The organism is Plantimonas leprariae (genome assembly GCF_008802405.1).
Lineage (GTDB): Bacteria > Pseudomonadota > Alphaproteobacteria > Rhizobiales > Rhizobiaceae > Plantimonas > Plantimonas leprariae.
Genome location: NZ_VZDO01000019.1, coordinates 70,437 through 95,671 on the forward strand (window position 1 = coordinate 70,437; position 25,235 = coordinate 95,671).

Annotated in this window: 17 protein-coding genes; 13 read left to right on the forward strand and 4 right to left on the reverse strand. The window is 69.8% G+C overall.

The genetic code is table 11. The annotated features are described in order from the left end of the window. Positions 1-140 precede the first annotated feature (140 nt). The 6 genes from F6X38_RS19635 to F6X38_RS19660 all read left to right on the forward strand — a co-directional run bounded on the left by F6X38_RS19635 (position 141) and on the right by F6X38_RS19660 (position 9,987). Entirely contained in the window at positions 141-2,504 is a 2,364-nt protein-coding gene (locus F6X38_RS19635) for a putative bifunctional diguanylate cyclase/phosphodiesterase (RefSeq protein WP_150972717.1), read from the forward strand. 147 nt (positions 2,505-2,651) lie between these two features. Continuing rightward, positions 2,652-3,905 (forward strand): aspartate kinase, encoded by a 1,254-nt coding sequence (locus tag F6X38_RS19640; RefSeq protein ID WP_150972719.1) that lies wholly within the window; start codon positions 2,652-2,654, stop codon positions 3,903-3,905. Positions 3,906-4,025: 120 nt separating this feature from the next. Then, positions 4,026-6,293, forward strand: coding sequence for a phosphoenolpyruvate--protein phosphotransferase (gene ptsP, locus F6X38_RS19645; RefSeq protein ID WP_150972758.1), 2,268 nt, complete (start codon positions 4,026-4,028; stop codon positions 6,291-6,293). A gap of 57 nt (positions 6,294-6,350) precedes the next feature. Next, positions 6,351-7,430, forward strand: coding sequence for a peptide chain release factor 1 (prfA, locus tag F6X38_RS19650; RefSeq protein WP_150972721.1), 1,080 nt, complete (start codon positions 6,351-6,353; stop codon positions 7,428-7,430). Beyond that, positions 7,427-8,320, forward strand: a complete 894-nt coding sequence (gene prmC, locus F6X38_RS19655; RefSeq protein WP_150972723.1) for a peptide chain release factor N(5)-glutamine methyltransferase — start codon at positions 7,427-7,429, stop codon at positions 8,318-8,320. The genes prfA and prmC overlap by 4 nt, the downstream gene beginning before the upstream one ends. A gap of 323 nt (positions 8,321-8,643) precedes the next feature. Then, a complete protein-coding gene (locus F6X38_RS19660) occupies positions 8,644-9,987 on the forward strand; it encodes a DUF4167 domain-containing protein (protein WP_161992836.1) in 1,344 nt (447 codons plus the stop codon). A gap of 82 nt (positions 9,988-10,069) precedes the next feature. Here the strand turns inward: F6X38_RS19660 and F6X38_RS19665 are convergent, their stop codons facing one another. Continuing rightward, on the reverse strand, positions 10,070-11,428 hold the full coding sequence (locus F6X38_RS19665) for a protoporphyrinogen/coproporphyrinogen oxidase (RefSeq protein WP_150972727.1): 1,359 nt from the start codon (positions 11,426-11,428) through the stop codon (positions 10,070-10,072). A 372-nt stretch (positions 11,429-11,800) separates the two neighbouring features. On the opposite strand from F6X38_RS19665, the gene clpB reads away from it, so the two are divergent. After that, positions 11,801-14,416 carry an ATP-dependent chaperone ClpB gene (gene clpB, locus F6X38_RS19670; protein ID WP_150972729.1) on the forward strand — a complete coding sequence of 872 codons (2,616 nt, stop codon included), beginning with the start codon at positions 11,801-11,803 and terminating at the stop codon, positions 14,414-14,416. A gap of 315 nt (positions 14,417-14,731) precedes the next feature. Continuing rightward, a complete protein-coding gene (locus F6X38_RS19675) occupies positions 14,732-15,106 on the forward strand; it encodes a type II toxin-antitoxin system VapC family toxin (RefSeq protein WP_150972732.1) in 375 nt (124 codons plus the stop codon). Between the two features lie 51 nt (positions 15,107-15,157). Here F6X38_RS19675 and F6X38_RS19680 read toward each other — a convergent pair whose 3' ends face one another. Next, positions 15,158-15,544: a PRC-barrel domain-containing protein gene (locus tag F6X38_RS19680; protein ID WP_246191454.1), complete on the reverse strand. Its 387-nt coding sequence runs from the start codon at positions 15,542-15,544 to the stop codon at positions 15,158-15,160. Between the two features lie 94 nt (positions 15,545-15,638). Here F6X38_RS19680 and F6X38_RS19685 point away from each other — a divergent pair, with 94 nt between their 5' ends. From F6X38_RS19685 to mgrA, 5 genes are all read left to right on the forward strand, one after another. Beyond that, positions 15,639-16,475 (forward strand): aldo/keto reductase, encoded by an 837-nt coding sequence (locus F6X38_RS19685; RefSeq protein ID WP_150972734.1) that lies wholly within the window; start codon positions 15,639-15,641, stop codon positions 16,473-16,475. Positions 16,476-16,640: 165 nt separating this feature from the next. After that, a complete protein-coding gene (locus tag F6X38_RS19690; RefSeq protein ID WP_150972736.1) occupies positions 16,641-17,951 on the forward strand; it encodes a L,D-transpeptidase in 1,311 nt (436 codons plus the stop codon). A gap of 92 nt (positions 17,952-18,043) precedes the next feature. Beyond that, on the forward strand, positions 18,044-19,204 hold the full coding sequence (locus F6X38_RS19695; RefSeq protein WP_202618037.1) for a L,D-transpeptidase family protein: 1,161 nt from the start codon (positions 18,044-18,046) through the stop codon (positions 19,202-19,204). Continuing rightward, positions 19,204-20,535, forward strand: coding sequence for an extensin-like domain-containing protein (locus tag F6X38_RS19700; RefSeq protein WP_150972738.1), 1,332 nt, complete (start codon positions 19,204-19,206; stop codon positions 20,533-20,535). Before F6X38_RS19695 ends, F6X38_RS19700 begins: the two co-directional genes overlap by 1 nt. A gap of 62 nt (positions 20,536-20,597) precedes the next feature. Further along, positions 20,598-21,653: an L-glyceraldehyde 3-phosphate reductase gene (gene mgrA / locus F6X38_RS19705; protein WP_150972740.1), complete on the forward strand. Its 1,056-nt coding sequence runs from the start codon at positions 20,598-20,600 to the stop codon at positions 21,651-21,653. A 91-nt stretch (positions 21,654-21,744) separates the two neighbouring features. On the opposite strand, the gene F6X38_RS19710 is transcribed toward mgrA, so the two are convergent. Next, positions 21,745-22,629 carry a LysR substrate-binding domain-containing protein gene (locus tag F6X38_RS19710; protein ID WP_150972742.1) on the reverse strand — a complete coding sequence of 295 codons (885 nt, stop codon included), beginning with the start codon at positions 22,627-22,629 and terminating at the stop codon, positions 21,745-21,747. Positions 22,630-22,955: 326 nt separating this feature from the next. After that, on the reverse strand, positions 22,956-24,893 hold the full coding sequence (locus F6X38_RS19715; protein WP_150972744.1) for a peptidoglycan DD-metalloendopeptidase family protein: 1,938 nt from the start codon (positions 24,891-24,893) through the stop codon (positions 22,956-22,958). Positions 24,894-25,235: the final 342 nt, after the last annotated feature.

Here is a 25,235-nt window from a genome sequence, read left to right on the forward strand (position 1 = left end):
TGTTAGGTTCGCGGCCGGCGCCGCAAGTCAAGAGCGCGCCTTAGGCGTGCGTAGCCGGCTGGGTAGAACGGCGTCGCGCCGCGGTCCGTTTACCGTGCTCCTTGAGCAATTCGACATCGCGGCGGCCTTAAGTTGCCGGCATGATGGATTGGCTCTTCGTTCTCGGCCTGCAGCATTCCTTCGAGGCGGTCGCCGCGGCGGCCTCGATCTGCGCGCTCGGCGGCTGGCTCGTGACGAGCCTCGTGCGCGAGGTCGAGGTGGCGTCGGGATCGCGGCGGCACTGGTGGTTCGCGGGGCTGACGGTGGTCGCGGGCGTCGCGGTCTGGACGACGCATTTCGTCGCGATGCTCGGCTACCGGCCCGACGCGTTCCTGATCTACGACGCGGCGACGACGGCCGTGTCGGCCGCCGTCGCGGTCGCCGCCGTGGGCCTGCCGCTCGCGCTGGCGATGCGGGCCCGCCACCACCGCGTGCGGGTGGCGCTCGGCCTCGCGGCCGGCGCCGGCATCGCCGCCATGCACATGAGCGGCATGGAGGCGCTGGAGGGCTGCGTGCGCACCCATTCCGCCGGATCGACGGTCCTTTCCGCTGCGGTCGGCGCGGCGTTCCTCGGCTTCTACGCCGGCTTCGCGCCGGGGCGGATCGGTCGGACGGCCGGCACCGTCCTGTTCGTGCTCGCCGTGTGCGGCGCGCACTTCACCTCGCTCGCCGGCACCCGCATCCATCCGCTGCTCGCGAACGACGGGTCGGGCGACAACCTCATCCTCAGCCTGGCCTCCATGGCCGGCACGCTGCTCCTGTTCGCCGCCGCCGCGACGGTGCTCCTCGCGACGCGCCGCTTCCACGCGCAGGAGAAGGCGCACGCCATCGTCCTGTCGACGGCGCTCGACAACATGTCGAACGGCCTCGTCTATTTCGATCCGGCCGGCCGCCTCCAGCTTTTCAACCGGCGCTACGTGGAGATCTTCGGCATCGACGCCGGCCGCTTGCGGACCGGCATGACGCCGGCCGAAGTGATCGACGCGATCGGCAGGACCAAGAACTGGAGCGCCGAGCGGCGCTCCCTCGCCCGCGCCCGCGCCGGCGAATGGATGAGCGCCGCGGACTTCACCACCTTCGACTACCCGATGGACGACGGCCGGATCATGGAGGTGGAGATCCGCCCCGTCGCCGCCGGCGGCAGCGTCCTGACCTTCGACGACGTGACGCGGAGCCGGCAGGCGCAGACCCGGATCGAGGAACTCGCCTTCAAGGACCCGTTGACGGGCCTGGCGAACCGGCGCGCCCTGGCGCAACGGATGGAGGCGGACATCGGCTCGTCGCGGCGGTTCGAGCTGCTGCTGATCGATCTCGACCGATTCAAGAGCGTCAACGACTCGCACGGCCATGGCGTCGGCGACAAGCTGCTGGTGAAGGTCGCCGAACGCATCGGCGGCGTCGTCAGCCGCGGCGCCTTCGTCGCCCGGCTCGGCGGCGACGAGATGGCGGTGCTCGTCTACGGCGACCACGACATCGCCCGCTCGGTCGCGGACGGTGTCGTCCTGATGCTGGCGCGCCCCTTCGCCATCGGCGACCTCACCGTCTCGATCGGCTGCAGCGTCGGGCTTTGCCGCTCCGAGGACGCCGCGGACGCCGAGCAGCTGATGCAGCGCACCGACATCGCGCTCTACGAGGCCAAGCGCCAGGGACGCGGCCGCGCGGTCGCCTACCAGCCGGGCATGCTGGAGGTCGTGACGGAGCGGCACCGGCTGGAGGACGACCTGCGCGAGGCGATCGAGACGCAGGCCTTCCATCTCGCCTACCAGCCGGTGGTCGACCTCAAGACCGGCGAGCCCCTCGGCTATGAGGCGTTGATCCGCTGGACGCATCCGGTCCGCGGCGCGGTTTCGCCGGTGGCGTTCGTCCCGCTCGCCGAGGAGAACGGCCAGATCGTCGCCATCGGACGCTGGGTGCTCATGGAAGCCTGCCGCGCCGCCGCCGCCTGGCCGAACGGCCGGCACGTGGCGGTGAACGTCTCGCCCGTCCAGCTCCGCTCGCCGCTGTTCCTGTCGCACGTCACCGCGGCGCTGGCCGAGAGCGGGCTCGCGCCGTGCCGGCTGGAAGTGGAGCTGACCGAAACGGCGATGGTGGAAAGCGGCACGCAGATCGCCGACGCCCTCGGCGCGCTGCGCATCCTCGGCATCCGGATCGCGATGGACGACTTCGGCACCGGCTATTCCTCGCTCGCGCACCTGCGCGACTTCCCGCTCGACCGCATCAAGATCGACCGCTCCTTCGTGGCCGCTGCGGAGACCGACCGGCATTCGATGGCGGTGCTGCGGGCGGTGACGCAGATCGGCCGCGACATCGGCATCCCGACGCTCGCCGAAGGCGTCGAAACGCCGAGCCAGTGGGAACTGCTGAAGGCGCTCGGCTGCGACGCCGGCCAGGGTTACCTGTTCGGCCGGCCCGAACGGCTGGACACCGCGGCGGCCGCGACCGCCCCGCTCGCCGCCGCCGGCTGACCGGCCCCCGGCGGCGGGGGTGCGCCGCTCGCCTTGCGGCACCGCGGCAAACCGGCTATCCGGCGCGCGCCCGGGGTCTCCCTCGGGCAAGGTGCAGTTCGCGGCCGGCCCGGGTCCGCTTCTTATCGGAATCGCTCGTTTTCGCCGATGGCGCGTCTCGTTCTCAAATTCGGCGGAACCTCGGTCGCCGACATCGATCGCATCCGCCGCGTCGCGCGCCACGTGAAGCGCGAGGTGGATGCCGGCCACGAGGTGGCGGTCGTGGTGTCCGCCATGTCCGGCAAGACCAACGAGCTGGTGGAATGGTGCCGGCAGGCATCCCCCATGCACGACGCGCGCGAATACGACGCGGTGGTGGCGTCGGGCGAACTGGTGACGGCCGGCCTTCTCGCGATCACGCTGCAGGCGATGGGGATCAACGCCCGGTCGTGGGCCGGCTGGCAGATTCCGATCCGCACCGACGGCCAGCACGGCGCGGCGCGGATCGAGGCGATCGACGGCGCCGAGATCGTCCGGCGCTTTTCCGAAGGGCAGGTGGCGGTGATCGCCGGCTTCCAGGGTCTCGCGCCCGACAACCGCGTCGCGACGCTCGGGCGCGGCGGCTCGGACACCTCGGCGGTAGCGGTGGCGGCCGGCCTCCAGGCGGACCGCTGCGACATCTATACCGACGTCGACGGCGTCTACACGACGGACCCACGCATCGAGCCGAAAGCCCGGCGGATGCGGAAAGTCGCGTTCGAGGAGATGCTGGAGATGGCCTCGCTCGGCGCGAAGGTCCTGCAGGTGCGCTCGGTCGAGCTCGCGATGGTGCACCGCGTCCGGCTCTTCGTGCGCTCGTCCTTCGAGGACCCGGACGCCCCCGGCATGGGCGATTTCCTGAACCCGCCCGGCACGCTAATTTGCGACGAGGATGAAATCGTGGAAGCCCAGGTCGTCACCGGCATCGCCTATTCGAAGGACGAGGCGCAGATCTCGCTCCGGCGCGTGGAGGACCGCCCCGGCGTCGCCGCCGCGATCTTCGCGCCGCTGGCGGACAGTGGCGTCAACGTCGACATGATCGTCCAGAACGTCTCGGAGGACGGGACGCGCACCGACATGACCTTCACCGTGCCGGCGGGGGACCTCGGGAAGGCGAACGCGCTGCTCGAAAAGGCCAAGCCCGAGATGCGCTTCGAGCTGATGCAGTCGGAGCCGGGCCTCACCAAGGTGTCGGTGATCGGCATCGGCATGCGCTCGCATACCGGCGTCGCGGCCACCGCCTTCAAGGCGCTGGCGAACCGCGGCATCAACATCCGCGCGATCACGACGTCCGAGATCAAGATCTCCATCCTGATCGACGGCGAGTTCACCGAACTCGCGGTGCGCACGCTCCATTCCGCCTACGGTCTCGACAAAGCTTAAGGATCGGCATCTATAGAAGTTTGTGCGAGGCACCTCTTGCGGGTGCCGCGCAAGAGGATTCATGCTGGGCGCGTCACGCGCGTCCGGCGGACGATCCGTCGTCCGCCCGTTTCCTGGGACATGCCGTTGCCGCGAAGCGACTCACTCGGCCCCCGCGTCCTGCTCCGCCGCATCCGCGAGCTCATGGCCGAGCCGCTGGAGGCGCAGGTGCGCCTCGACACGATCGTCCGCCAGATCGCCGGCAACATGGTGGCCGAAGTCTGCTCGCTCTACGTGCTCCGGGCCGACGGCGTGCTGGAGCTCTACGCGACGGAGGGCCTCAACCCCGGCTCCGTCCACCATGCGCAATTGAAGCTCGGCGAGGGCCTCGTCGGCACGATCGCCGCCACCGCCCGGCCGCTGAACCTTTCGGAAGCGCAGAAGCACCCGGCTTTCACCTTCATTCCCGGCACCGACGAGGAGCCGTTCAACGCCTTTCTCGGCGTGCCGATCCTCCGGGCCGGCCGCACTCTCGGCGTACTCGACGTCCAGAACCGCGCCAATCGCGTCTACCGCGAGGAAGAAGTGGAAGCGCTGGAAACCGTCGCCATGGTGGTTGCCGAGATGATCGCCGCCGGCAGCCTGGAAGGGCTGTCGCGGCCGGGCGTCGTGCTCGACCTGTCCCGTCCGGTGAGCTTCAAGGGCCTGCCGCTGGCCGACGGGATCGGGCTCGGCCATGTCGTGCTGCACGAGCCGCGCGTCGTCGTGACCAACCTCTTCAACGAGGATGCCGAGACCGAGATCGGCCGGCTGGAGCAGGCGCTGGGTTCCTTGCGCATCTCGATCGAGGATATGCTGTCGCGGCGCGAGATGGCGGCGGAGGGCGAGCACCGGGCGGTGCTCGAAGCCTACCGCATGTTCGCGCACGACCGCGGCTGGGCGCGGCGGCTGGAGGAGGCGATCCGCAACGGCCTCACCGCCGAGGCCGCAGTGGAGAAGGTGCAGAGCGACATGCGGGCGCGCATGATCCACATGCCCGACCCCTATATCCGCGAGCGGATGCACGATTTCGACGACCTCGCCAACCGGCTGCTCCGCCAGCTCATCGGCACGACCGACGGCATGGCGGACGGGACGGGGCCGAAGGACGCGATCATCGTCGCGCGCTCGATGGGCGCGGCGGAACTCCTCGACTACCGGCGCGACCAGGTGCGCGGCCTGATCCTCGAAGAGGGCACGCAGACCAGCCACGTCGTGATCGTGGCGCGCGCGCTCGGCATCCCGGTGATCGGGCAGGCGATGGGCGCGGTCTCGATGTCGGAGAACAACGATCCGATCATCGTCGACGGCGACGACGGCTCGGCGCATCTGCGCCCGCCCGTCGACATCGAGCGGAACTACGCCGAGAAGGCGCGTTTCCGCGCCCGGCGGCAGGAGCAGTACCGTGCCTTGAGGGAGCGCGCCGCCGAGACGCTCGACGGCGTGCCGATCAACCTGCAGGTGAACGCCGGCCTCCTCGTCGACCTGCCGCAGCTGGAGGACTCCGGCGCGGCCGGTATCGGCCTGTTCCGCACCGAGCTGCAGTTCATGATCGCCTCGTCCATGCCGCGGGCGAGCGAGCAGGAGCGCCTCTACAGCGCCGTCCTCGACGCCGCCGGCGACAAGCCGGTGACCTTCCGCACGCTCGACATCGGCGGCGACAAGGTGCTGCCGTACCTCCACCAGTCGCCGGAGGAGAACCCGGCGCTCGGCTACCGGGCGATCCGGCTGGCGCTCGACCGGCCGGGCCTGATGCGCACCCAGCTCCGCGCCCTCTTGAAGGCGGCGGGCGGGCGGGAGCTACGCGTCATGTTCCCGATGATCACCGAGCTCGGCGAGCTCAGGCAGGCGCGCGACCTGATCAGCCGCGAGTTCACGTATCTGACGAAGTTCGGCCACGTCATGCCGCGCCGCCTGAAGCTCGGCGCGATGATCGAGGTGCCCTCGCTGCTGTTCCAGCTCGACGAACTGATGAAGCTCGTCGACTTCGTGTCGATCGGCTCGAACGACCTCTTCCAGTATTTCACCGCGACGGACCGCGGCAACGCCCGCATCGCCTCGCGGTTCGACCCGCTGTCGGCGCCGTTCCTCGGCGCGCTGAAGCGGATCGTCGAGGCGGGCAACCGCAACAACGTGCCGGTGACGCTCTGCGGCGAGCTCGCCGGCAAGCCGCTCTCGGCGATGGCGCTGATCGGGCTTGGGCTGCGCTCGATCTCGATGACGCCGTCCGCGATCGGCCCGGTGAAGGCGATGCTGGTGGCGCTCGACGCGGGGAAACTCGCGAACGAGATGGACGCGATCCTCGCCGGCACGGGAAACGCCCGCGAGCGCCTGCAGCGCTTCGCCGACGAGCACGCGATCCCCTATTAGCGGCGGCGGCCGTCTTCCATCCCGCACCATCCGCCCGCCGTCACCGGACCATTGCTCATGGCAGCCCTGCCGACCGACAGACTGAACGAGATCCTCCGCCGTTTCGCCTATCTCGAAGCCGAGATGGCGAAGGGCGGCGGCGGGGCCGACTTCGCCAGCTTGGCCAGCGAATATTCCGGGCTGGAAGCGGTGGCGCGCGCCATCGAGCGGCACCGCGCCGTCACGCGCGAGATCGCGGATGCGCGGGCGCTCGCCGGCGACGCCGCGGCCGACCGGGATCTGCGAGAACTCGCCGAGGCCGAGCTCGCCGAGCTGGGGGGGCGAGAGGAAGCGCTGGTCGAGGAGATCCGCCTCGCGCTCCTGCCGAAGGACGCCGCCGACGAGAAGGGCGCGATCCTCGAGATCCGCGCCGGCACGGGCGGCTCGGAAGCCGGGCTCTTCGCGGGCGACCTCTTCCGCATGTACCAGCGCTACGCGGACGGGCGCGGCTGGAAGGTGGAACTGCTGTCGGCCAGCGAGGGCGAGGCTGGCGGCTACAAGGAAGTGGTCGCGAGCGTCAACGGGCGCGGCGTGTTCTCGAAGCTGAAGTTCGAGTCCGGCGTCCACCGCGTGCAGCGCGTGCCGGCGACCGAGGCGCAGGGGCGCATCCACACCTCGGCCGCGACCGTGGCGGTGCTGCCGGAGGCCGAGGACATCGACATCGAGGTGCGCAACGAGGACATCCGCATCGACACGATGCGCTCCTCCGGGGCGGGCGGCCAGCACGTCAACACGACGGACTCGGCGGTGCGGATCACGCACCTGCCGACCGGGATCGTCGTCACGTCCTCGGAGAAGTCGCAGCACCAGAACCGGGCGCGGGCGATGCAGGTGCTGAAGGCGAGGCTCTACGACATGGAGCGCCAGCGCGCCGCCGACGAGCGCTCCGCCGACCGCCGCGCGCAGGTCGGCTCCGGCGACCGCTCGGAGCGCATCCGCACCTACAATTTCCCGCAAGGGAGGGTGACCGACCACCGCATCAACCTGACGCTCTACAAGCTCGATAAGGTGGTGGAAGGCGATCTCGACGAACTCGTCGACGCGCTCGCCGCCGATCATCGCGCCCAGCTTCTCGCGGCGACCGGAGAGGCGGCCTGAGCGGCGGCGGCGAGGGTTCGAGCGTCGCGGACCTCCTCGCCGCGGCGCGGCTTCGCTTCGCGGACGGGGGCGTCGCCTCGCCCGAGCTCGACGCGCGGCTCCTCGTCGCGGAAGCATTCGGCGTGGACGCGGCGCGACTCTTCCTTGCGAAGGAACTGCCCGCGGCGGCGGCGGGTCGGGACCGGCTGGCGGGTTTCGTCGCGCGGCGGCTCGCCGGCGAGCCGGTCCACCGCATCCTCGGGCGGCGGGCCTTCTACGCGCACGACTTCCAGCTTTCGCCGGACACGCTGGAGCCGCGGCCGGACACGGAAGCGCTGGTGGACCTCGCCCGCGCGCCGATCACGGAATGCATCGGCCACAAGGGGCGCTGCATCGTCGCCGATATCGGTACGGGCACGGGGGCGATCGCGGTGTCGCTGCTGGCGCTGTTCCCCGAGGCCGAAGCCGTCGCGACCGACATCTCGGCCGGAGCACTGGCGACGGCAGCGGCGAACGCCGGGGCCGCGGGGGTCGCGGCGCGGTTCCGGGTGCGGCTCGGCGATCATCTCCTGGCGCTGGACAGGCCGGTCGACGTGATCGTTTCGAACCCGCCCTATATTCCGAGCGGCGACATCGCAGCGCTCCAGCGCGAGGTGCGGGAACACGATCCCTTGCGGGCGCTCGACGGCGGACCGGATGGCTTGCGCTCCTACCGCGCCATCGCGAACGGGGGGAGGGACGCGCTGCTTCCCGGCGGCGCGGTCGCCGTGGAGATCGGCATCGGGCAGGAACGGGACGTCGCGGCGATCTTCGCCGAGCAGGGGTTCGCGCTCGAAACGAGCGCTCGCGACCTCGGCGGCACGGAACGCGCGCTGCTGTTCCGGCCGATGGGGGACAAGGAATTTCCGTAGGCCGGAAACGGCCGGGTTAACCCTTCTTTACCAAAAAGGGCTTGTGATGAGGCTTGTGAAGCTCTAGGTTCCCCTTGTCACGGAATTCGATGGGGAACATCCACAGCGCTCGCGTCGCGAGAGACGACGGGGCCGGATGATCGAAGCGGCGGGGCCGTTCGTGACGTGCGGGCGATTCGGGGATCGCTTGAGGTTCAATCGATTGGACGGATTCGTGGACGGTCGCGAATGTTTCGCCGAGCCGGAGCGGGCAGGGCAAGATGGCCTGCCGCGCACGCGAATTCCAGCGGCTTGATGCCGGGCCATCCGAAGACAGGAAGATCATGAGGCCAGGACAGCAGAACAAGCAGCGCATGCGAGGGCGCGGCCGCAAAGGTCCCAACCCGATGTCGCGCTCCTACGAGTCGAACGGCCCGGACGTGAAGATCAGGGGCAACGCGCAGCACATCGCGGAAAAATACATCGCGCTGGCGCGGGACGCGAGCGCGTCCGGCGACCGCGTCATGGCCGAGAACTACCTGCAGCACGCCGAGCACTACGGCCGCATCGTCGCCGCGGCGCAAGGCACCTTCCAACTCCAGCGCGAGGAGCCCGATTTCGAGGGCGACTACGAGGACGAGGGCGACGAGGCCGCGGCCGAGAACGGTCTGGCGACGCCGAACGGCCATCCCTATCCGGTGCCGGAACGTGCCGGCGGCAGCGAGCGGCCGCAGCACCAGCCGAACCAGATGCGCGAGAACCGCGGCGGCGATTTCGGTGGGCAGGGCGGCAACCGCGACTACCAAGGCAATCGCGATTACCAGGGCAACCGCGACGGTCAGAACAACCGCGACGGGCGCGAGCAGCGCTTCAACCGCGACAATCAGGGCCGGGACGATCGCAACCGGGATTACCAGGCTCGCGACAATCGGGACAACGCAGGGCGCGACAACCAGGGCCGCGACAACCGAGACGGTCAGGGGCGCGACGGCCAGGGCCGCGACAACCGCAACCGCGACTTCAACCGCGACCGGCGCGACAACAATCGCGACCGGAACGAGAACGGCGAGCGTCGTCCGTGGGAAAACCGCGGCGAGCGCCAGCCCTGGCAGGACCGCAACAACGGCGGCGATCGGCAGGTGCCGAACGGCCTCGGGCCGCAGCCGAGCATCGGCGAGATGGACGCCCCGACCGCCGGCGGGGAGCGGCGGCAGGACGACCACGCCGCCCGGCCGGAACCGCGCCGCGACGAGACCGTGACGCCGGTGGAGACCGTGAACGCGCAGGAAAGCGGCTACGGCGAAGGCGCCCCGGCCGCGCGCGACGTGCTGGCGGAGCCGGAAGGCGCGATCGTGCCGACGGACGCCGAGCGTCCGAGCGGCGAGGGCCGCCGTCGCGGCCGCCCGCGCCGCCCGCGCTACGGCGAGGCGGAAGGGTCGATCGAAGCGGTGGCGCCCGGTGCAACCGAGCCGGCTCCGGCAGCGGCATCCGAAGCGCCGCAGCCCGTTGCTCCCGCTGCGGAGGATGCGTCCCGTCCGGTCGAAGCGGCCGCGGCCGCGGGTGAGGAAGCGGCGAGCGGCGACGCGCCGGCGAAACGGCCGCGCGGACGTCCGCGCAAGAAGAAGCCCGAGGACGAGGCGGGCGAAGCTCCGCAGCTCCCGGATTTCCTGCTCGCCTCCAACGGCTGAGCATCGGAACAGGGCAATAGATGAAAGGGCGCCGGCACGAGCCGGCGCCCTTTTTCGTTTCAGGAAAGACGGTCGCGGCGCGTCAGGCGGCGATGCGACCGTGGTCGGCTGCTTCCGCGCCGCGCGCGCCGCCGCCGACGAAGGCCGCGACCTCCTCCATCCGGCGCTTCGTGCGCCAATAGACGTCTTCCATCAGGATATGGGCGAACTCGCCGTTGCGCCCGACGCTCCAGAGACCCTCGACACCGGTGGCGAGGGCGAAGCGCCGTCGCGCCGCCTCGTACTTCTCCAGATGGACCGGATAGGCGACCGAGGTGCGGATGACGCCGCCGGCCCCGAGATAGCGGGGCCCGAGATCGCCGAAGATGCGGTTCATGCCGGCGAGACAGGCTTCCGCCAGGTCGGCGTCCGGCATGGTCCACCATTCGTCGCCGACCTGGCAGCCGATGTCGGCGGTGATCAGCGTCTTGCCCTCGGGAGCCAGCCAGGGCATCGAGATCGGCGCTTCCGTCAGGCGGAAGAAGGGGGTCCCGCCCTCCGGCACCCAGAGCATCGTGTCGGGCAGGAGGCCGCGGCCCTCGAACTTCAGGTTGACGAAGATCATCGGCCGGTAGCGGAAGCTCGCCAGCTCGTCCAGCGCGGCGGTTCCCTCGACGAGCTTCGGCAGGACGTTGACCGGCGCGGTGGAGACCACCGCCGAGACGGGAGTCGTCTCGCCCTTCGAGCGCACCGCGACGACGCGCCCGCCCTCCACCACGACCTTCTCGACCGGCGAGCCGAGCCGGACGTTCGAGGCGACGGAGGTCGCCATCGGCGCGAGGAGCTTCGACAGGCCGCCTTCGGGATAGACGTGGTAGACGCCGGCGCTTTCCGGCATCTCGCGGGTGTAGCCGTTGCAGACGGCGCGGCCGGTGAGGACCTGCGCTGCGGTGAGATAGAGCGACTTCAGGGCACCGTGCCCGAACTTCTCGCCGACCGACGGCGCGAGCTCGGCGGCCGGCGCGCCGGACCAGGCCTCGGCGAGCGGGATCGCCACGGCTTCGGCGAGCGCCTCGCCGTAGGCGCCGCGGAACCAGTCGGCGGCGCTCGCCGCCGGGGCGCGCTTGGCGCTGAGCTTCGCCTTCAGGGCGCCGAGCGCGAAGCGCGGCTCCCGCATCAGGCCGAACGGATGGCTGCGCATCCGACCGCCGACGAGGACGGCCTCGCCGTAGTGCTTCACGGTGCGGCAGATGTCTTCGGTGCCCATCGCCTTCGCGAGGCGGTTCGAGACGAAATGCGCGCCGAAATCGTAGGAGAACCCTTCCGCGTCCTTGAAAGAGGCGGCCATGCCGCCGATCGCGGGCCCCGCCTCGAAGACGATCACGGGCAGGCCGCGCTTCTTGAGATCCGCGGCGGCGGTCAACCCGGCGAGACCCGCGCCCAGAATGGCGATCGGCTTCATGCGAACCCCTTTCGCGGTTTTTCCGGCAGCGGATCGGATGCCGCCGGACACATGCACAGGAACGGAAGGCAACGCGCCGCACGGCCCGCTACCGGTTCGCCGCACGTTGACGCCGGGCTCACGAAGAAACTATTGATGCGGGCGAGGAAGCGATCCTAGACTTAACGGAAGCTTCCGCCGAACTGTCGAATGCCGCCTGCTGCAGCGCAGGCTGCGTCGCGGGGCCGCCGAAAATAGTCGCCGGCCCGCCACTTCCGCGCCGACCCTCCCGATCCCATATTTCCCGTCGACGGCCTGCCGCATCGCGGGGGCCGGTTTCCGGTTCGTCGTGCGCCATGCTTTTCCGAGGTGGCGCGCAGTCAGGAGGCATATATGGATATCGAACGCTATACCGAGCGCGCGCGCGGCTTCATCCAGTCCGCCCAGACGGCGGCCGTCTCGCGCGACCACCAGCAATTCTCCCCCGAACACCTGTTGAAGGTTCTGGTCGACGACCGCGAAGGTCTGGCGGCGGGGCTGATCGAGAAGGCGGGCGGCCGCCCGGCCGACGTGCGGCTCGCCGTCGACTCTGCGCTGGAGGCGATGCCGAAGGTTTCCGGCGGGAACGGCCTCTACATGAGCCAGCCGCTGCAGAAGGTCTTCGCCACCGCCGAGGAGATCGCGAAGAAGGCCGGCGACAGCTACGTCACCGTCGAGCGGCTGCTTTTGGCGCTCGCCATCGAGAAACAGGCGAAGACCGCGAAAATCCTCGCCGATGCCGGGGTGACCGCGCAGGGGCTGAACGCCGCGATCGAGGCGATCCGCAAGGGCCGCACCGCCGATACGGCGAGTGCCGAGCAGGGCTACGACGCCTTGAAGAAGTATGCGCGCGATCTCACCAAGGATGCGCGGGACGGCCGGCTCGACCCGGTGATCGGGCGCGACGACGAGATCCGCCGCACGATCCAGGTCCTGTCGCGGCGAACGAAGAACAATCCCGTGCTGATCGGCGAGCCGGGCGTCGGCAAGACCGCGATCGCGGAAGGTCTGGCGCTCCGGATCGTCAACGGCGACGTGCCGGAATCGCTTCGCGACAAGCGCCTGCTCGCGCTCGACATGGGTGCGTTGATCGCCGGCGCGAAGTATCGCGGCGAGTTCGAGGAACGGTTGAAGGCGGTGCTCTCGGAAGTCACCGGCGCGAACGGCGAGATCGTCCTGTTCATCGACGAGATGCACACGCTCGTCGGCGCCGGCAAGGCGGACGGGGCGATGGACGCCTCGAACCTGCTGAAGCCTGCGCTGGCGCGCGGCGAGCTCCACTGCGTCGGCGCGACGACGCTCGACGAGTACAGGAAGCACGTCGAGAAGGACCCGGCGCTCGCCCGGCGTTTCCAGCCGGTCTTCGTTTCGGAACCCAACGTCGAGGACACGATCTCGATCCTGCGCGGCATCAAGGAGAAGTACGAGCAGCACCATCAGGTGCGCATCTCGGACTCGGCGCTGGTCTCGGCCGCGACGCTGTCAAACCGCTACATCACCGATCGCTTCCTGCCGGACAAGGCGATCGACCTCGTGGACGAGAGCGCGGCGCGCCTGCGCATGGCGGTCGACTCCAAGCCGGAAGCCCTCGACGAGATCGACCGGCGGGTGATGCAGCTCAAGATCGAGCGCGAAGCGCTGAAGCGCGAGCAGGACGAGGCGTCGAAGAGCCGGCTCGAACGGCTGGAAGGCGAGCTCGCGAACCTCGAGGAGGAGTCGGACCGCATCACGCAAGCGTGGCAGGCGGAGAAGCGGAAGCTCGGCCGTGCCGCGGACCTGAAGAAACAGCTCGACGAGGCGCGCAACGAACTCGCCGGCGCCCAGCGCAGGGGCGAGTACCAGCGGGCCGGCGAACTCGCCTACGGCACGATCCCGGGCCTTGAGCGCGAACTCACCGAGGCGGAAGCCAAGGAGGGCGCGGGCGCCGCCATGGTCGAGGAGACCGTGACGCCCGACCACATCGCGCAGGTCGTGTCGCGCTGGACCGGCATCCCGGTGGACCGGATGCTGGAAGGCGAGCGCGACAAGCTCTTGCGGATGGAGGACGCTTTGGGCCAGCGCGTCGTCGGTCAGGGCGAAGCGGTGCAGGCCGTGTCGCGCGCCGTCAGGCGGGCGCGCGCCGGGCTGCAGGACCCGAACCGGCCGATCGGCTCGTTCATCTTCCTCGGGCCGACCGGCGTCGGCAAGACCGAGCTGACCAAGGCGCTGGCCCGCTTCCTGTTCGACGACGAGGCGGCGATGGTACGGCTCGACATGTCGGAGTTCATGGAGAAGCACTCCGTCGCCCGGCTGATCGGCGCGCCTCCCGGCTATGTCGGCTACGAGGAGGGCGGTTCGCTGACGGAAGCCGTGCGCCGCAGGCCGTATCAGGTCGTGCTGTTCGACGAGATCGAGAAGGCGCATCCGGACGTGTTCAACGTGCTGCTGCAGGTGCTCGACGACGGGCGGCTGACCGACGGGCAGGGGCGGACGGTCGATTTCCGCAACACGCTGATCGTCATGACCTCGAACCTTGGGGCGGAGTACCTGGCGACGCTGACGGACGAGCAGGACGTCGACGCCGTGCGCCCGCAGGTGATGGAGGTGCTGCGCGCCGCCTTCCGGCCGGAGTTCCTGAACCGCGTCGACGAGACGATCCTGTTCCATCGCCTGCGCCGCAGCGAGATGGGCGCGATCGTCGACATCCAGATGCGGCGGCTGGAGGCGCTGCTCGTCGACCGCAAGATCGTGCTGGAACTCGACGGTTCGGCGCGCGACTGGCTGGCGGGGCGCGGCTACGACCCGGCCTACGGCGCGCGGCCGCTGAAGCGGGTGATCCAGCGCGAGGTGCAGGACCCGCTCGCCGAGAAGATCCTGCTCGGCGACGTGCGCGACGACTCGATCGTGCGGGTGACGGCGGGCGGCGACCACCTGATCTTCCACGTCGCCGGCTCGAAGCTCGGCGCAGTGGGTGACCGGGTGGCAGCGTGATTCGAATTGGACGGCCGGCGCTTGACCAGCGCCGGCTATTCGGCGTCAAAGTTGCCTCCGATATTTGAACCTCGTGGCGGAATGTTTCATGGCCAGTGCTGCAAGCAAGAAGCCGGGAGAGTCTGCGGAACCCGATGCAGGACAAGCTGACGAGGAGGCGTTCGATCGACGCGCACTGCAGGAGTTTCGGCGACGTCATCCGCCGCGAAGGATCGAACCTATGGACGCGGAAGCCTACCGCCGTGTCCTCAATGAACTCATGACGCTCGCTGGCACCGAGCCCGATCTGGTAGCCCCGCCGCGTCGCCGTTTCGATTGATCGTCGTCGACACATCGGTTTGGATCGATTTCATCCGCGCCGGTGGCAGGGCGTCGATCGAGCCATTCGCCGAACTATCGGAACAGTTGTTGTTGCACGATTTTGTGGTTGGCGAGCTTGCGCTCGGCAATTTCCGCGACCGGCGGTCAGCATTTCGGAAGCTGGCAGGCGTGTTTCCTGCCCCGACTGCCTCGACAAGGATCGTGCGCGAACTGATCGAGACGCAACGGCTCCACAGCACTGGCATCGGCTACGTCGATGTGCACCTGTTAGCGTCGACCCTTTTGGTCGAAGGTGGCAGGCTGTGGACGCGCGACAAGCGCCTCGGGGTGGTGGCCGGCCGGCTCGGCATCCGCGCGGAGATCGAATAAGAGGGGCGGCCGCGAGGCTGCCCCTCTTCGCTTCGGCCGCCGTCCGAACGCTCACACCGCCCGCGTGCCGTAGTAGTCGTCGATGTCGCGGCCGTAGGCCGGGTCGCCCCAGCTGGGGGCGGCTTCGCGGGCGTAGCTCGGGCCGCCCTTCAGCTGGTCGATCGTGACGCCGATCACGTAGCCGCCCTGCCGCTCGTCGTATTTCAGCACAGCCCAAGGCAGCGGGTAGTAATCTTCGCCGATGCCGAGGAAGCCGCCGGAGGCGAGGATCGCGTATTTCACCTGGCCGTCGCGCTTGCCGAGCACGATGTCATCGATCGTGCCGAGCTTGTCGCCATCGGTGGAGTAGACCGTGGTGCCGCTGACGCGGCTCGCCTCGATATGGTCGGCCGCCGGCTGGTGCGGGGTCATGGCCTGTTCGCCGAGCGTGGATGACATGGCATCGCTCCGTTTCGTTTGGTCGAGAGGTGCAACGCGCGCTCGCTGGCGCCGTTCCTGCCCCGGCGCGACCCCGAACGGGAGGACAGGGACGATGAAGACCGCGACGCTGCCGGACGGCTCGGCCGTGCCGGTGATGGGGCAGGGAACCTGGATGATGGCGGAGAGCCGCGGCTCGCGGGACGAGGAGATCGCGGCGCTGCGCGCCGGCATCGACCTCGGGATGACGCTGGTCGACACGGCGGAGATCTACGCGCACGGCCGGTCGGAGGAACTCGTCGGCGAGGCGATCGCCGGCCGCCGCGACGAGGTGTTCCTCGTCTCTAAGGTCGCGCCGCACCATGCCTCGCGCACCGGCACGCGCCGGGCCTGCGAGGCCTCGCTGAAGCGCCTCGGCACCGACCGCCTCGACCTCTACCTCCTCCATTGGCCGGGCGGGGTGCCGCTCGGGGAGACGGTGGAGGCGCTCGCCGCCCTGAAGCAGGACGGACTGATCCGCAACTGGGGCGTCTCGAACTTCGACACCGAGGAGATGGAGGAGCTGTTCGCGTTGCCGGGCGGCGAGGACTGCGCCACCAACCAGATCCTCTACAATCTCGAGGAGCGCGGGCCGGAATTCGATCTCCTGCCCTGGATGGCGGAGCGCGGCGTGCCGGCGATGGCCTATTCGCCGGTCGGACAGGGCGGCGCGCTGCTCGACCATCCGGTGCTCCATCGCGTCGCGCAGCATCATCGCGCCAGCCCCGCGCAGGTCGCGCTCGCCTTCCTGGTCGACGGCGACGACGTGATCGCGATCCCGAAGGCGGGTTCGGCGACCCACGTCCGCGAGAACGCCGCGGCGGCCGACCTCGTGCTCGGGCTGAACGACCGGCACGAACTCGACGCCGCCTTTCCGCCGCCGAAGGAGAAGCGGCCGCTCGCGGTGATCTGAAGCGCGGACGGCGCCGTCCGGTCAGCTTCTGTTTACCATCCGGCGATAAATTCGCATGTCTGTCCGGCAGCCATGATGCGGCCGGCTTTTCCCGCCATGCGTCGCCCGTATCTTGCGGGCGGGATGGCTCGTGCGCCGGCCCGCAAGGCCCTGTCTGGAGCGACCATGAGACGGTCTTCGTTGCTTCGCGTATCGGTGGCGCTGCTGCTCGGCGCTCCAGCTTTCGCCGTCGTCGGCGCGGGAGCCGCGGCGGCGCAGTATCTCGAGGGGCCCGCCGACGATCCGTTCTACGACAACGACGACCGGGGCGCCGGCCGGCCGGAAACGTTCATCGACGATCTCGGCCGCCGCGTGACCGTCGACGGCTACGGGCGCGTCATCTCCGTGGAGCGGCCGCGGGGGCGCATGGCGGAACGCCCCATGCGCCGCGGCGATCTCGACGGCTTCGTCACCGGCTCGGTGGACGGCGGCTATCGCGGCATCGCCGAGGAACCGGCCGACGCGCCCGCGCCGCTGAACGACGGGCTCGACGGGCAGTTGCCGGATGCCGGCGCGCCCATCGTCGCGCCGAACGACACGACGATGCCGGAAAAGCGCCCCGCGCCGAAGGTGGCGGGGCCGAAGGGGCCGAACGCCAAGGCGCAGATCGCCGCCTTCCAGATCCTGATGGATCGCGCCGGCATCTCGCCCGGCGTCATCGACGGGCGCATGGGCGGCAACGTCGACAAGGCGGTGGCGGCCTACGAGGAGAAGTTCGGCGAGCGGATCGACCCGGCGAACGTGCAGGCTCTGGCCGAACAGCTCGACGCGACCGGGGGACCCGCGATCGCGTCCTACACGATCACCGACAAGGACGCCGCCGGCCCCTACGTCGCCTCGATCCCGGACGACTACAGCGAGAAGGCGAAGCTTCCCGCGATGTCCTATGCCCGCGTCTCGGAGATGCTGGCCGAGCGTTTCCACATGGACGAGGATTATCTCCTGGAGATCAATCCCGGCGCCGACTTCAACCGGCCGGGCACGATCCTGAAGGTCGCCGCGACCGGCGAGCCGGCGAGCGGGGAAGTGGCGCGGATCGTCGCCGACAAGGGCCGCGAGCAGGTGCGGGCCTACGATGCTTCCGGCGCGCTCGTCGTCGCCTATCCCTCCACCATCGGCTCGCGCGACACGCCGTCCCCGAGCGGCACGGTGCAGGTGGCGCGGATCGCCTTCGATCCGATGTACACCTACAACCCGAAGATCAACTTCACGCAGGGGCAGAACACGTCGGTGCTCCATATCCCGCCGGGTCCGAACGGGCCGGTCGGTTCGATCTGGATCGCCCTGTCGAAGCCGACCTATGGCATCCATGGGACGCCCGAGCCCTCGAAGATCGGCAAGACCAACAGCCACGGCTGCGTGCGGCTGACCAACTTCGACGCCGGGGAACTGGCACGGATGGTGAAGCCGGGCGTCACCGTCGAATTCCTCGAATAGCCATCCCCAAATCTGGGGATGCGTAGCCGGGAGCCGAAACGGCCCCGGCGGCGTTGTTGCGGCAGTCTTTCGTCGAGTGAGGCGTGCCGCCGATGCTTCCCCGTTTCGTTACCGCCGTTCTCGCGGCCGCGCTCCTTTCCTCCTCGGCGCTCGCCGCCTCGCCGGCGCCGAGCGATCCGGCGGCGGTGAGCCCGGACGCGCCGACCCCGCCGCCCGCCATCGCGCCGCCGGACCTGTCGGAACAGGCGATCAACACGGCCGACTTCGCCGGCTACGAGGCGCGGTTGCGGGCAAAGGACGAGGCGGCGAAGCTGGCGGCCTCGGCGCCGGCCGACGCGACCGCGAAGCCCGATCCGGTCGCCGCGACGATCGAAGGCGACGACGCGGAGAAGGCCAAGGACGCGCCGGACCCGTTCCTCGTCCGCGTCCAGGTGTTGCTCGACCGGGCGCATGCCTCGCCGGGCGTGGTCGATGGGCGCGACGGCGGCAACACGACGAAGGCCGTGCGCTCCTACGCCGACCTGAAGGGCGAGAAGGGCAGCGGCGCGATCGACGCCGGGTTCTGGCAGGCGCTGGCGGCGGACGGCGCCCCGGCGGTCATGCGCTACACGATCAGCGACGACGACCTGCGCCAAGAGTTCATCGGCGAGGTGCCGGAGGACTACGCCAAGCTCGCGAAGCTCGACTGCGCCTGCTACCGCGACGCCGCCGAGATGTTCGCGGAGCGCTTCCACATGGACGAGGATCTCCTGAAGGCGATGAATCCGAACGTGGACTTCGGCAAGGCCGGCACCGCGATCCTCGTCGCGGATCCGGGCCCGGATCCTGATCCCGCGATGAAGGTCGCGCATATCGTCGTCGACAAGGACCGGGGCGAACTCTTCGCCTACGGCGAGGACAAGAAGCTGATCGTCGCCTATCCCGCGACCATCGGCTCGTCCGATACGCCGTCGCCCTCGGGCAAGATGAAGGTGAACGGCAGCGCGAAGAACCCGAAATACGAGTACGACCCGAAGAACTTCGTGCAGGGCAAGAACCGCAAGGAGCTGACGCTGCCGGCCGGGCCGAACGGGCCGGTTGGCAATGTCTGGATCGACCTGTCGAAGCCGACCTACGGCATCCATGGCACGCCCGAGCCCTCGAAGATCGACAAGACCAACAGCCACGGCTGCGTGCGCCTGACCAACTGGGACGCGCAGGCGCTGTCGCGTCTCGTCCAGCCGCAGAAGACGACGGTCGAGTTCAAGGGCTGATGGCACGAACGTTCGGACCCGCGGCGAGCGTCGCGCTGGCGCTCGCGCTCGCCCTGCCGCTCGGCCTCGCCGAGCCGGCGCCTGCCGCCGAGCGCGGCTCGAACCCGGTGGAGAACTTCATGCGCCGGGTGTTCGGCCCGCCGCACCGGGCGAAGCAGCCGACGCGCAGCCGCACGCGGCAGCAGGCGAAGCCGAAGCCGAAGCCCGCCGCGCCGCCGGTTGCCGGTACGGGTGCGGCCGCAGGTGCTGCGGGCGCTGCTGCAGCGGTCGGGGCCGCGGCAGCGGCTACAGGTGCAGCGGCGGAGCCGGTGCCGACGCCCGCGCCGCGTCCCGAGACCGCCGGTGGCGAGAACGCGGCGGGAACTCCGGCGAAGGATGCCGCGGCGCCCGAGGCGGTGGAGAAGAAGGACGAGGCGGCGAAGGACGCTCCTTCCGCCGCCGATGACGCGGCGAAGAAGCCGAGCGAAGGCGCAACGGCTCCATCGGTGCCGGCTGCCGGCCCATCCTCGGCGGCCGAAGGCGAGGCAGGCGCCACCGCGCCGGTGCCCGGCCAGCCGGATGCGGTCCAGCCGGCGGTTCCCGCCGAAGCGAAGCCGGTGGAGGAGTTGCCGGTGCCGGACGCGCGGCCGGCCGACGCGCCGCCCCCGCCACCGACCGGCGAGGCTCCGGCGAAGGGACAGGCCGGCGCGGAGCCGCCGAAGCCCGAGGACGCGCCGAATTCGACGGACAAGCTGAAAAGCCGCCAGCCGGTGATCGATCCGGCGACAAGCGTCGTCGCCGCGGCCGCGATCGAGGACGCCATCGAATGCGAGGCGGAGCTGAAGCGGCGCGGCGCGGTGTTCACGGTGAAGCCCTCGATCAGCGAGGGCGAGTGCGGGGTGCTCCGGCCGATCGATTTCGAGCGCTCCTCGACGGGCATCAAGGTCGGACCGAACACGCAGATGCTCTGCCGCGCGGCGCTGGCGCTCGACGTCTGGCTGGCCGACAGCGTGGCGCCGGCGGCGAAGGCGAACTTCCCGGATCGTAAGCTGATCGAGTTCCAGCACGCCTCGACCTATGTCTGCCGGCCGCGGGCCAGCGAGAGCGGCATCTCCGAACACGCGCGCGGCAGCGCGATCGACATCGGCTCGTTCGGCTTCGACAAGGGCGAGGCGATCGGCGTCGCGGCGCGCGACGCCGGCTCGCCGGAAGCGAAGTTCCTCGACGCCGTCCGGGCCGGCGCCTGCGGGCCGTTCAAGACGGTGCTCGGACCCGGCACCGATCCGGACCACGCGACCCACTTCCATCTCGACATCGCGGCGCGTCGGAACGGCGCGACCTACTGCAAGTAGGCGCTGGGCCTTTCCGGCACCGGCGCTAGATCGCGGCTGACCGTCACGCAGGAATGCCGCCGATGCCGCTTGCCCCGACCTTCGTTCCCGCCGACAACCGCTACGACGGCCGCATGCCCTATCGCCGCTCGGGGCGCTCCGGCCTGCAGCTTCCGGCGATCTCGCTCGGCCTCTGGCAGAACTTCGGCGGCGCCGACGTGTTCGAGACGGGGCGGGCGATGCTGCGGCGCGCCTTCGACCGCGGCGTCACGCATTTCGACCTCGCGAACAACTACGGCCCGCCCTACGGCTCGGCGGAGGAGAATTTCGGCCGCTGGATGGAGTTCGACTTCCAGCCCTTCCGCGACGAGCTCGTGATTTCCACCAAGGCCGGCTACGATATGTGGCCCGGTCCCTACGGCAATTTCGGCTCGCGAAAATACCTCGTCGCCAGCCTCGACCAGAGCCTGAAGCGGATGGGGCTCGACTATGTCGACATCTTCTACCACCACCGCCCGGACCCGGACACGCCGCTGGAGGAGACGATGGGGGCGCTGGACCAGATCGTCCGGTCCGGACGGGCGCTCTATGTCGGCGTCTCGTCCTATTCCGCCGAGCTGACGCGCGAGGCGTATCGACTCCTGAAGGATATGCGGACGCCCTTTGTCATCCACCAGCCGTCCTATTCTATGCTGAACCGCTGGGTGGAGGACGGCCTCCTCGACGCGCTCGGCGAGACCGGGGTCGGCTGCATCGCCTTCTCGCCGCTGGCGCAGGGGCTGCTCAGCGACCGCTACCTCGACGGCCTGCCGGCGGATTCGCGGGCGGCGAAGAACGGCTCCTTCGCCCGCACGCTGGTGACGGAGGACAACGTCGCCCGGCTGCGCGGCCTCGACGCCATCGCCAGGCGGCGCGGGCAGACGCTGGCGCAGATGGCGATCGCCTGGGTGCTGCGCGACGAGCGCATCACCTCGGCGCTGATCGGCGCGCGCACGGTGGAGCAGCTCGACGATTCGCTCGACGCCGTCGGCAAGCTCGGCTTCACGGACGAGGAGTTGCGCGAGATCGACGGCTTCGCGACCGAAGGCGGCATCGATCTCTGGCGCGCGCAGTCCGCGATCAAGCCCAAGAGCGCCTGACGGAACCTCGCGGGTGAAAGACCCGGCCAGCCGACCCCGCGAGGCTTCGCCGCGCACTCTCAGGGCGGCGTAACGCTTCAGCCGGTTCTGGTCAGGCGAACAGCCGCTCGCCGAGACCGGCGACGGCGGCGAAGCTCGCCGCGACGTGGCCGGCGAGGACGCGAGCCGCGGGACCGGCATTCTCCCGCAGGCGCATATAGACGTCGTAGCGTCCGAGCTCCGGCAGCCCGGCTTCGGAACCGAGGCGGACAAAGGGTGGCCGCGCCACGCTGAGCGGCAGGGGCGCGACGGCGAGGTCCGCTTCCACCGCGGCGATCTGGCCCTGACAATGCTCGCTCGTATAGGCGACGCGATAGTCGATGCCGGCCCGCGCCAGGCCGTCGAGAGCGCGGTCGCGCCACGAACAGCCGGCCTCGGCGATTGCGAGCGGCAGCGGGCGGCGCTCGCTCGCGATGCCGTGCTTGCGGCCGATCCAGACGAGTTCCTCCTCGTGGATACGGGTGCTGCGGCCGTTGGCCTCCGCCGAATTCGTGTAGATGGCGAGGTCGAGGTCGCCACGGTCGCAGGCGCTCCGCAGGTTCCGGCTGGCATCCAGCCGCACCTCGACGTCGACATGCGGGTGCGTGCCGGCGAAGCGGCCGAGCATCTTCGGGATGGCGTAGATGCCGGAATCGTTCGGCGCGCCGAAGCGGATGCGGCCCTCGACCTCCGGCAGACCCATCCGCGCCGCGGCCTCGTCGTGGAGCGCCAGGAGGCGGCGAGAATAGCCGACCAACGTCTCGCCTTCCTCCGTCAAGGCGACGTCGCGCGTCGTGCGGCGGAAGAGCTGACGCCCGACCGCCTCCTCCAGCCGCTTGACCTGCAGGCTCACCGCCGAGGGCGTGCGATGGACGCGCTCCGCGGCGCGGGAGAAATTGCCGCTCTCCGCGATCGCGAGGAAGGTTCGGAGGAGGTCGATTTCCAACGACGGAAGCATCGGACGCAGGCTATTTCTTTTCGAGATTTTCTCAAAGCATATATTTTATCTTCTCGTTTCAGTCATCAATGAAAAGGGCGCATGGTCGGGCGATCAGAGGAGATCGCGCATGGACACCCTGCTCGAAAACGGTTGGATACTCGGCTTCGCCGGTCTGATCGCCGGGCGTCGCCAGCGCCGTGGTCGCGCGGCAAGCGACAGCGAGGCAATGCGGCTTTCGCCGCAATTGCGGGCGGATATCGGCCTGTCGGAGAGCGGCGACCTGTTCGTCGCGGAGGATACCGGCCCGACTCCGCGGGCGAGCCCGGAAAACCGCCCCGCGGCGCTTAGCGCTGCGCGACCCGCTGCGCTTCCGCCCGGTCCTTCAGGAGTTCGTCGATCCGGTCGCGCTCCTTGCGGAACGTGTCGAGTTCCTCGCCCTGCAGCACGTGGCCGGCCGGGAACTTGATGCGCATCGGATCGACCTTCTGGCCGTTCACGATCACCTCGTAGTGGAGATGGTTGCCGGTGGAGAGGCCGCTCGAACCGACCGCGCCGATCACCTGACCCTGGCGGATCGCGGCGCCGGGCTGGACGCCGCGGGCGATGGCGCTCTGGTGGGAATAGGACGTCTCGTAGCCGTTGGCGTGGCGGATGATGGTTTGGCGGCCGTAGCCGCTGGTCCAGCCGGCCGATTCCACGACGCCGTCGCCGCTGGCGAGGATCGGCGTTCCGGCGGGCGCGGCCCAGTCGACGCCCCAGTGCGGCCGGGCATAGCCGAGGATCGGATGGACGCGCCCCCCGAAGGGCGAGGTGAAGCGGCCGTTCGGCACCGGGGTGCGGAGCAGGAACTGCTTGGCGCTGCGGCCGTCGCGATCGAAATAGTCGTAGCGGTTCTCGCCCTCGGCGCGGAAGCGGTAGTAGCGTTTCGACTGGCCGCCGAAGCTCGCCTCCACGTAGAGGATCTGCGAGTTGTCGCTGGCGGTCTCCTCGCCCTCGTCCATGGTGAAGAACACGACGAGCCGGTCCTCGGGACCGACCCTCGCCTGGAAGTCGATGTCGGGCGAGAGGATCTTGAGAAGTTGCCGGCACATGCGGTCGTTCAGGCCGTAGGCGAGCGCCGCCTGATAGATCCCGTCGTAGGCGGTCGGCATGTCGGCGCGGAGCGGCGCTTCGGTGGCGTTCTCGTCGAAGGCCTGCGCGACGGCGTCGCTGACGCCGGGCTCGGCCGCGGCGGTGAAGGCGCCGCTGTCGGCTTCCGCGACGGTCGCGACATGGGTGGTGCCGCGATAGGCCGACAGCCGCACGATCCGCTTGGCGTCGTCCCGCGACTGGCTGCCGACGCGAAGGACGGCGCCGGCATCGAGCTCGTCGCTTCCGAGCTGCTCGGCGAGCGCGTCCGCTGCCCCTTCCGCCTCGCTTCCCGTATAGCCGCTGTCGGCGAGCGCCTTCCCGATCGAGACGGTTTCGCGGAACGGGATGATCTCTTCGGCATAGCGCGAGGCTTCCGCCGGCGTTTCACGCGGCGCGACGGAGACGTTCTCCGGCACGATGCGGAAGGCCGAGCCCGGCTCGTAGACGGCGACGTCGCCCCCGCCGCCGCTCGCGAAGCGCGAGGCGTCGAAGGGCTCCGCCGAGGCGACCTGCACCGGCTTTTCGGAGAGCGTCGGCGAGGCCGCCCGCACCAGTGCTTCGGCTTCCGCGTCCGACGCCTCGTCGTCCGGGCCGGGCAGGTCGGCCGGCGTGAACGGCAGCATCTTGAGGCTCATCTCGCTCTCGACCTTCGCGCCGTAGATCTGCGCGCCGTCCGCGCCCGAGGCGGGATCGGCGTCCGCGCCGGCGGTATCGGCGAACATGGTCATGGCGTTGAAGGGCGGATAGTCGGCGCTGACCGTGTTGCGGGCGGCGAGCGCCATGTTGACGTAGCCGAAGGGCAGGGTGCGGATCACCTCGCGGTCGCCGTCCTTCGTCATCGTCGAGAGTTCGATCGTCTCGCGGTTGCGCGCCTGCGGCAGCATGGCGGCGACGAGACGCTCGCCCTTGTCAGACAGGCTGTCGGGCTCGCCGGCAGCGATACGCACGCGCTGGGGAGAGGACAGGTCACGATGGCCGTCGAGCGCGGCGGCGAGCGCGATGCCCATGAGGGCGCTGGAGGTCAGGCCGGTGAGCAGCGTCCCGGCGAGCCAGCGAGCGGAGACCTGCCGCTTGTCGGGCTTGCGGCGGCGGTCGGCGACGAGCGCCGGCTCGTCTCCGAAATGCAGCCGATTCCGCGCGTCGTTGTGCAAACCGAACCCCTCGATGTCCGCCGCGGGTCATAGCGAACAAGTTGTCGGAATCGGGACGAGACGCACCGGAGACCCGGCGCGCTTCGAAACCGACATGTCGGATTTGCTGTTCCTGCGGGCTATCTGTCAACGGTGCGGGCGGGAGGCAGCGGGCTTGTATGACTCCCGGTTCCGCCACGGACGGCGAGAGGGCGGGCGCAAATAATTTCATCCAATCGTCATCGTCCCGAAAAACCCTGTTGACATCGGAGAGGGGCAGGGCCTATATCGCACTCATCGACGGCGGCGGCGTCGCCGGCGAGCCAGCGAGTTCGTCTCTGGGTTTCGGCTTAGGGATGGGGT

What these genes read in the sequence shown, in the direction of transcription:
- F6X38_RS19635 (WP_150972717.1), top strand. Translation starts at nt 141, where the DNA reads ATGATGGATTGGCTCTTCGTTCTCGGCCTGCAGCATTCCTTCGAGGCG.
- F6X38_RS19640 (WP_150972719.1), top strand. Translation starts at nt 2,652, where the DNA reads ATGGCGCGTCTCGTTCTCAAATTCGGCGGAACCTCGGTCGCCGACATC.
- ptsP (WP_150972758.1), top strand. Translation starts at nt 4,026, where the DNA reads ATGCCGTTGCCGCGAAGCGACTCACTCGGCCCCCGCGTCCTGCTCCGC.
- prfA (WP_150972721.1), top strand. Translation starts at nt 6,351, where the DNA reads ATGGCAGCCCTGCCGACCGACAGACTGAACGAGATCCTCCGCCGTTTC.
- F6X38_RS19660 (WP_161992836.1), top strand. Translation starts at nt 8,644, where the DNA reads ATGAGGCCAGGACAGCAGAACAAGCAGCGCATGCGAGGGCGCGGCCGC.
- F6X38_RS19665 (WP_150972727.1), bottom strand. Translation starts at nt 11,428, where the DNA reads ATGAAGCCGATCGCCATTCTGGGCGCGGGTCTCGCCGGGTTGACCGCC.
- clpB (WP_150972729.1), top strand. Translation starts at nt 11,801, where the DNA reads ATGGATATCGAACGCTATACCGAGCGCGCGCGCGGCTTCATCCAGTCC.
- F6X38_RS19680 (WP_246191454.1), bottom strand. Translation starts at nt 15,544, where the DNA reads ATGTCATCCACGCTCGGCGAACAGGCCATGACCCCGCACCAGCCGGCG.
- F6X38_RS19685 (WP_150972734.1), top strand. Translation starts at nt 15,639, where the DNA reads ATGAAGACCGCGACGCTGCCGGACGGCTCGGCCGTGCCGGTGATGGGG.
- F6X38_RS19690 (WP_150972736.1), top strand. Translation starts at nt 16,641, where the DNA reads ATGAGACGGTCTTCGTTGCTTCGCGTATCGGTGGCGCTGCTGCTCGGC.
- F6X38_RS19695 (WP_202618037.1), top strand. Translation starts at nt 18,044, where the DNA reads ATGCTTCCCCGTTTCGTTACCGCCGTTCTCGCGGCCGCGCTCCTTTCC.
- F6X38_RS19700 (WP_150972738.1), top strand. Translation starts at nt 19,204, where the DNA reads ATGGCACGAACGTTCGGACCCGCGGCGAGCGTCGCGCTGGCGCTCGCG.
- mgrA (WP_150972740.1), top strand. Translation starts at nt 20,598, where the DNA reads ATGCCGCTTGCCCCGACCTTCGTTCCCGCCGACAACCGCTACGACGGC.
- F6X38_RS19710 (WP_150972742.1), bottom strand. Translation starts at nt 22,629, where the DNA reads ATGCTTCCGTCGTTGGAAATCGACCTCCTCCGAACCTTCCTCGCGATC.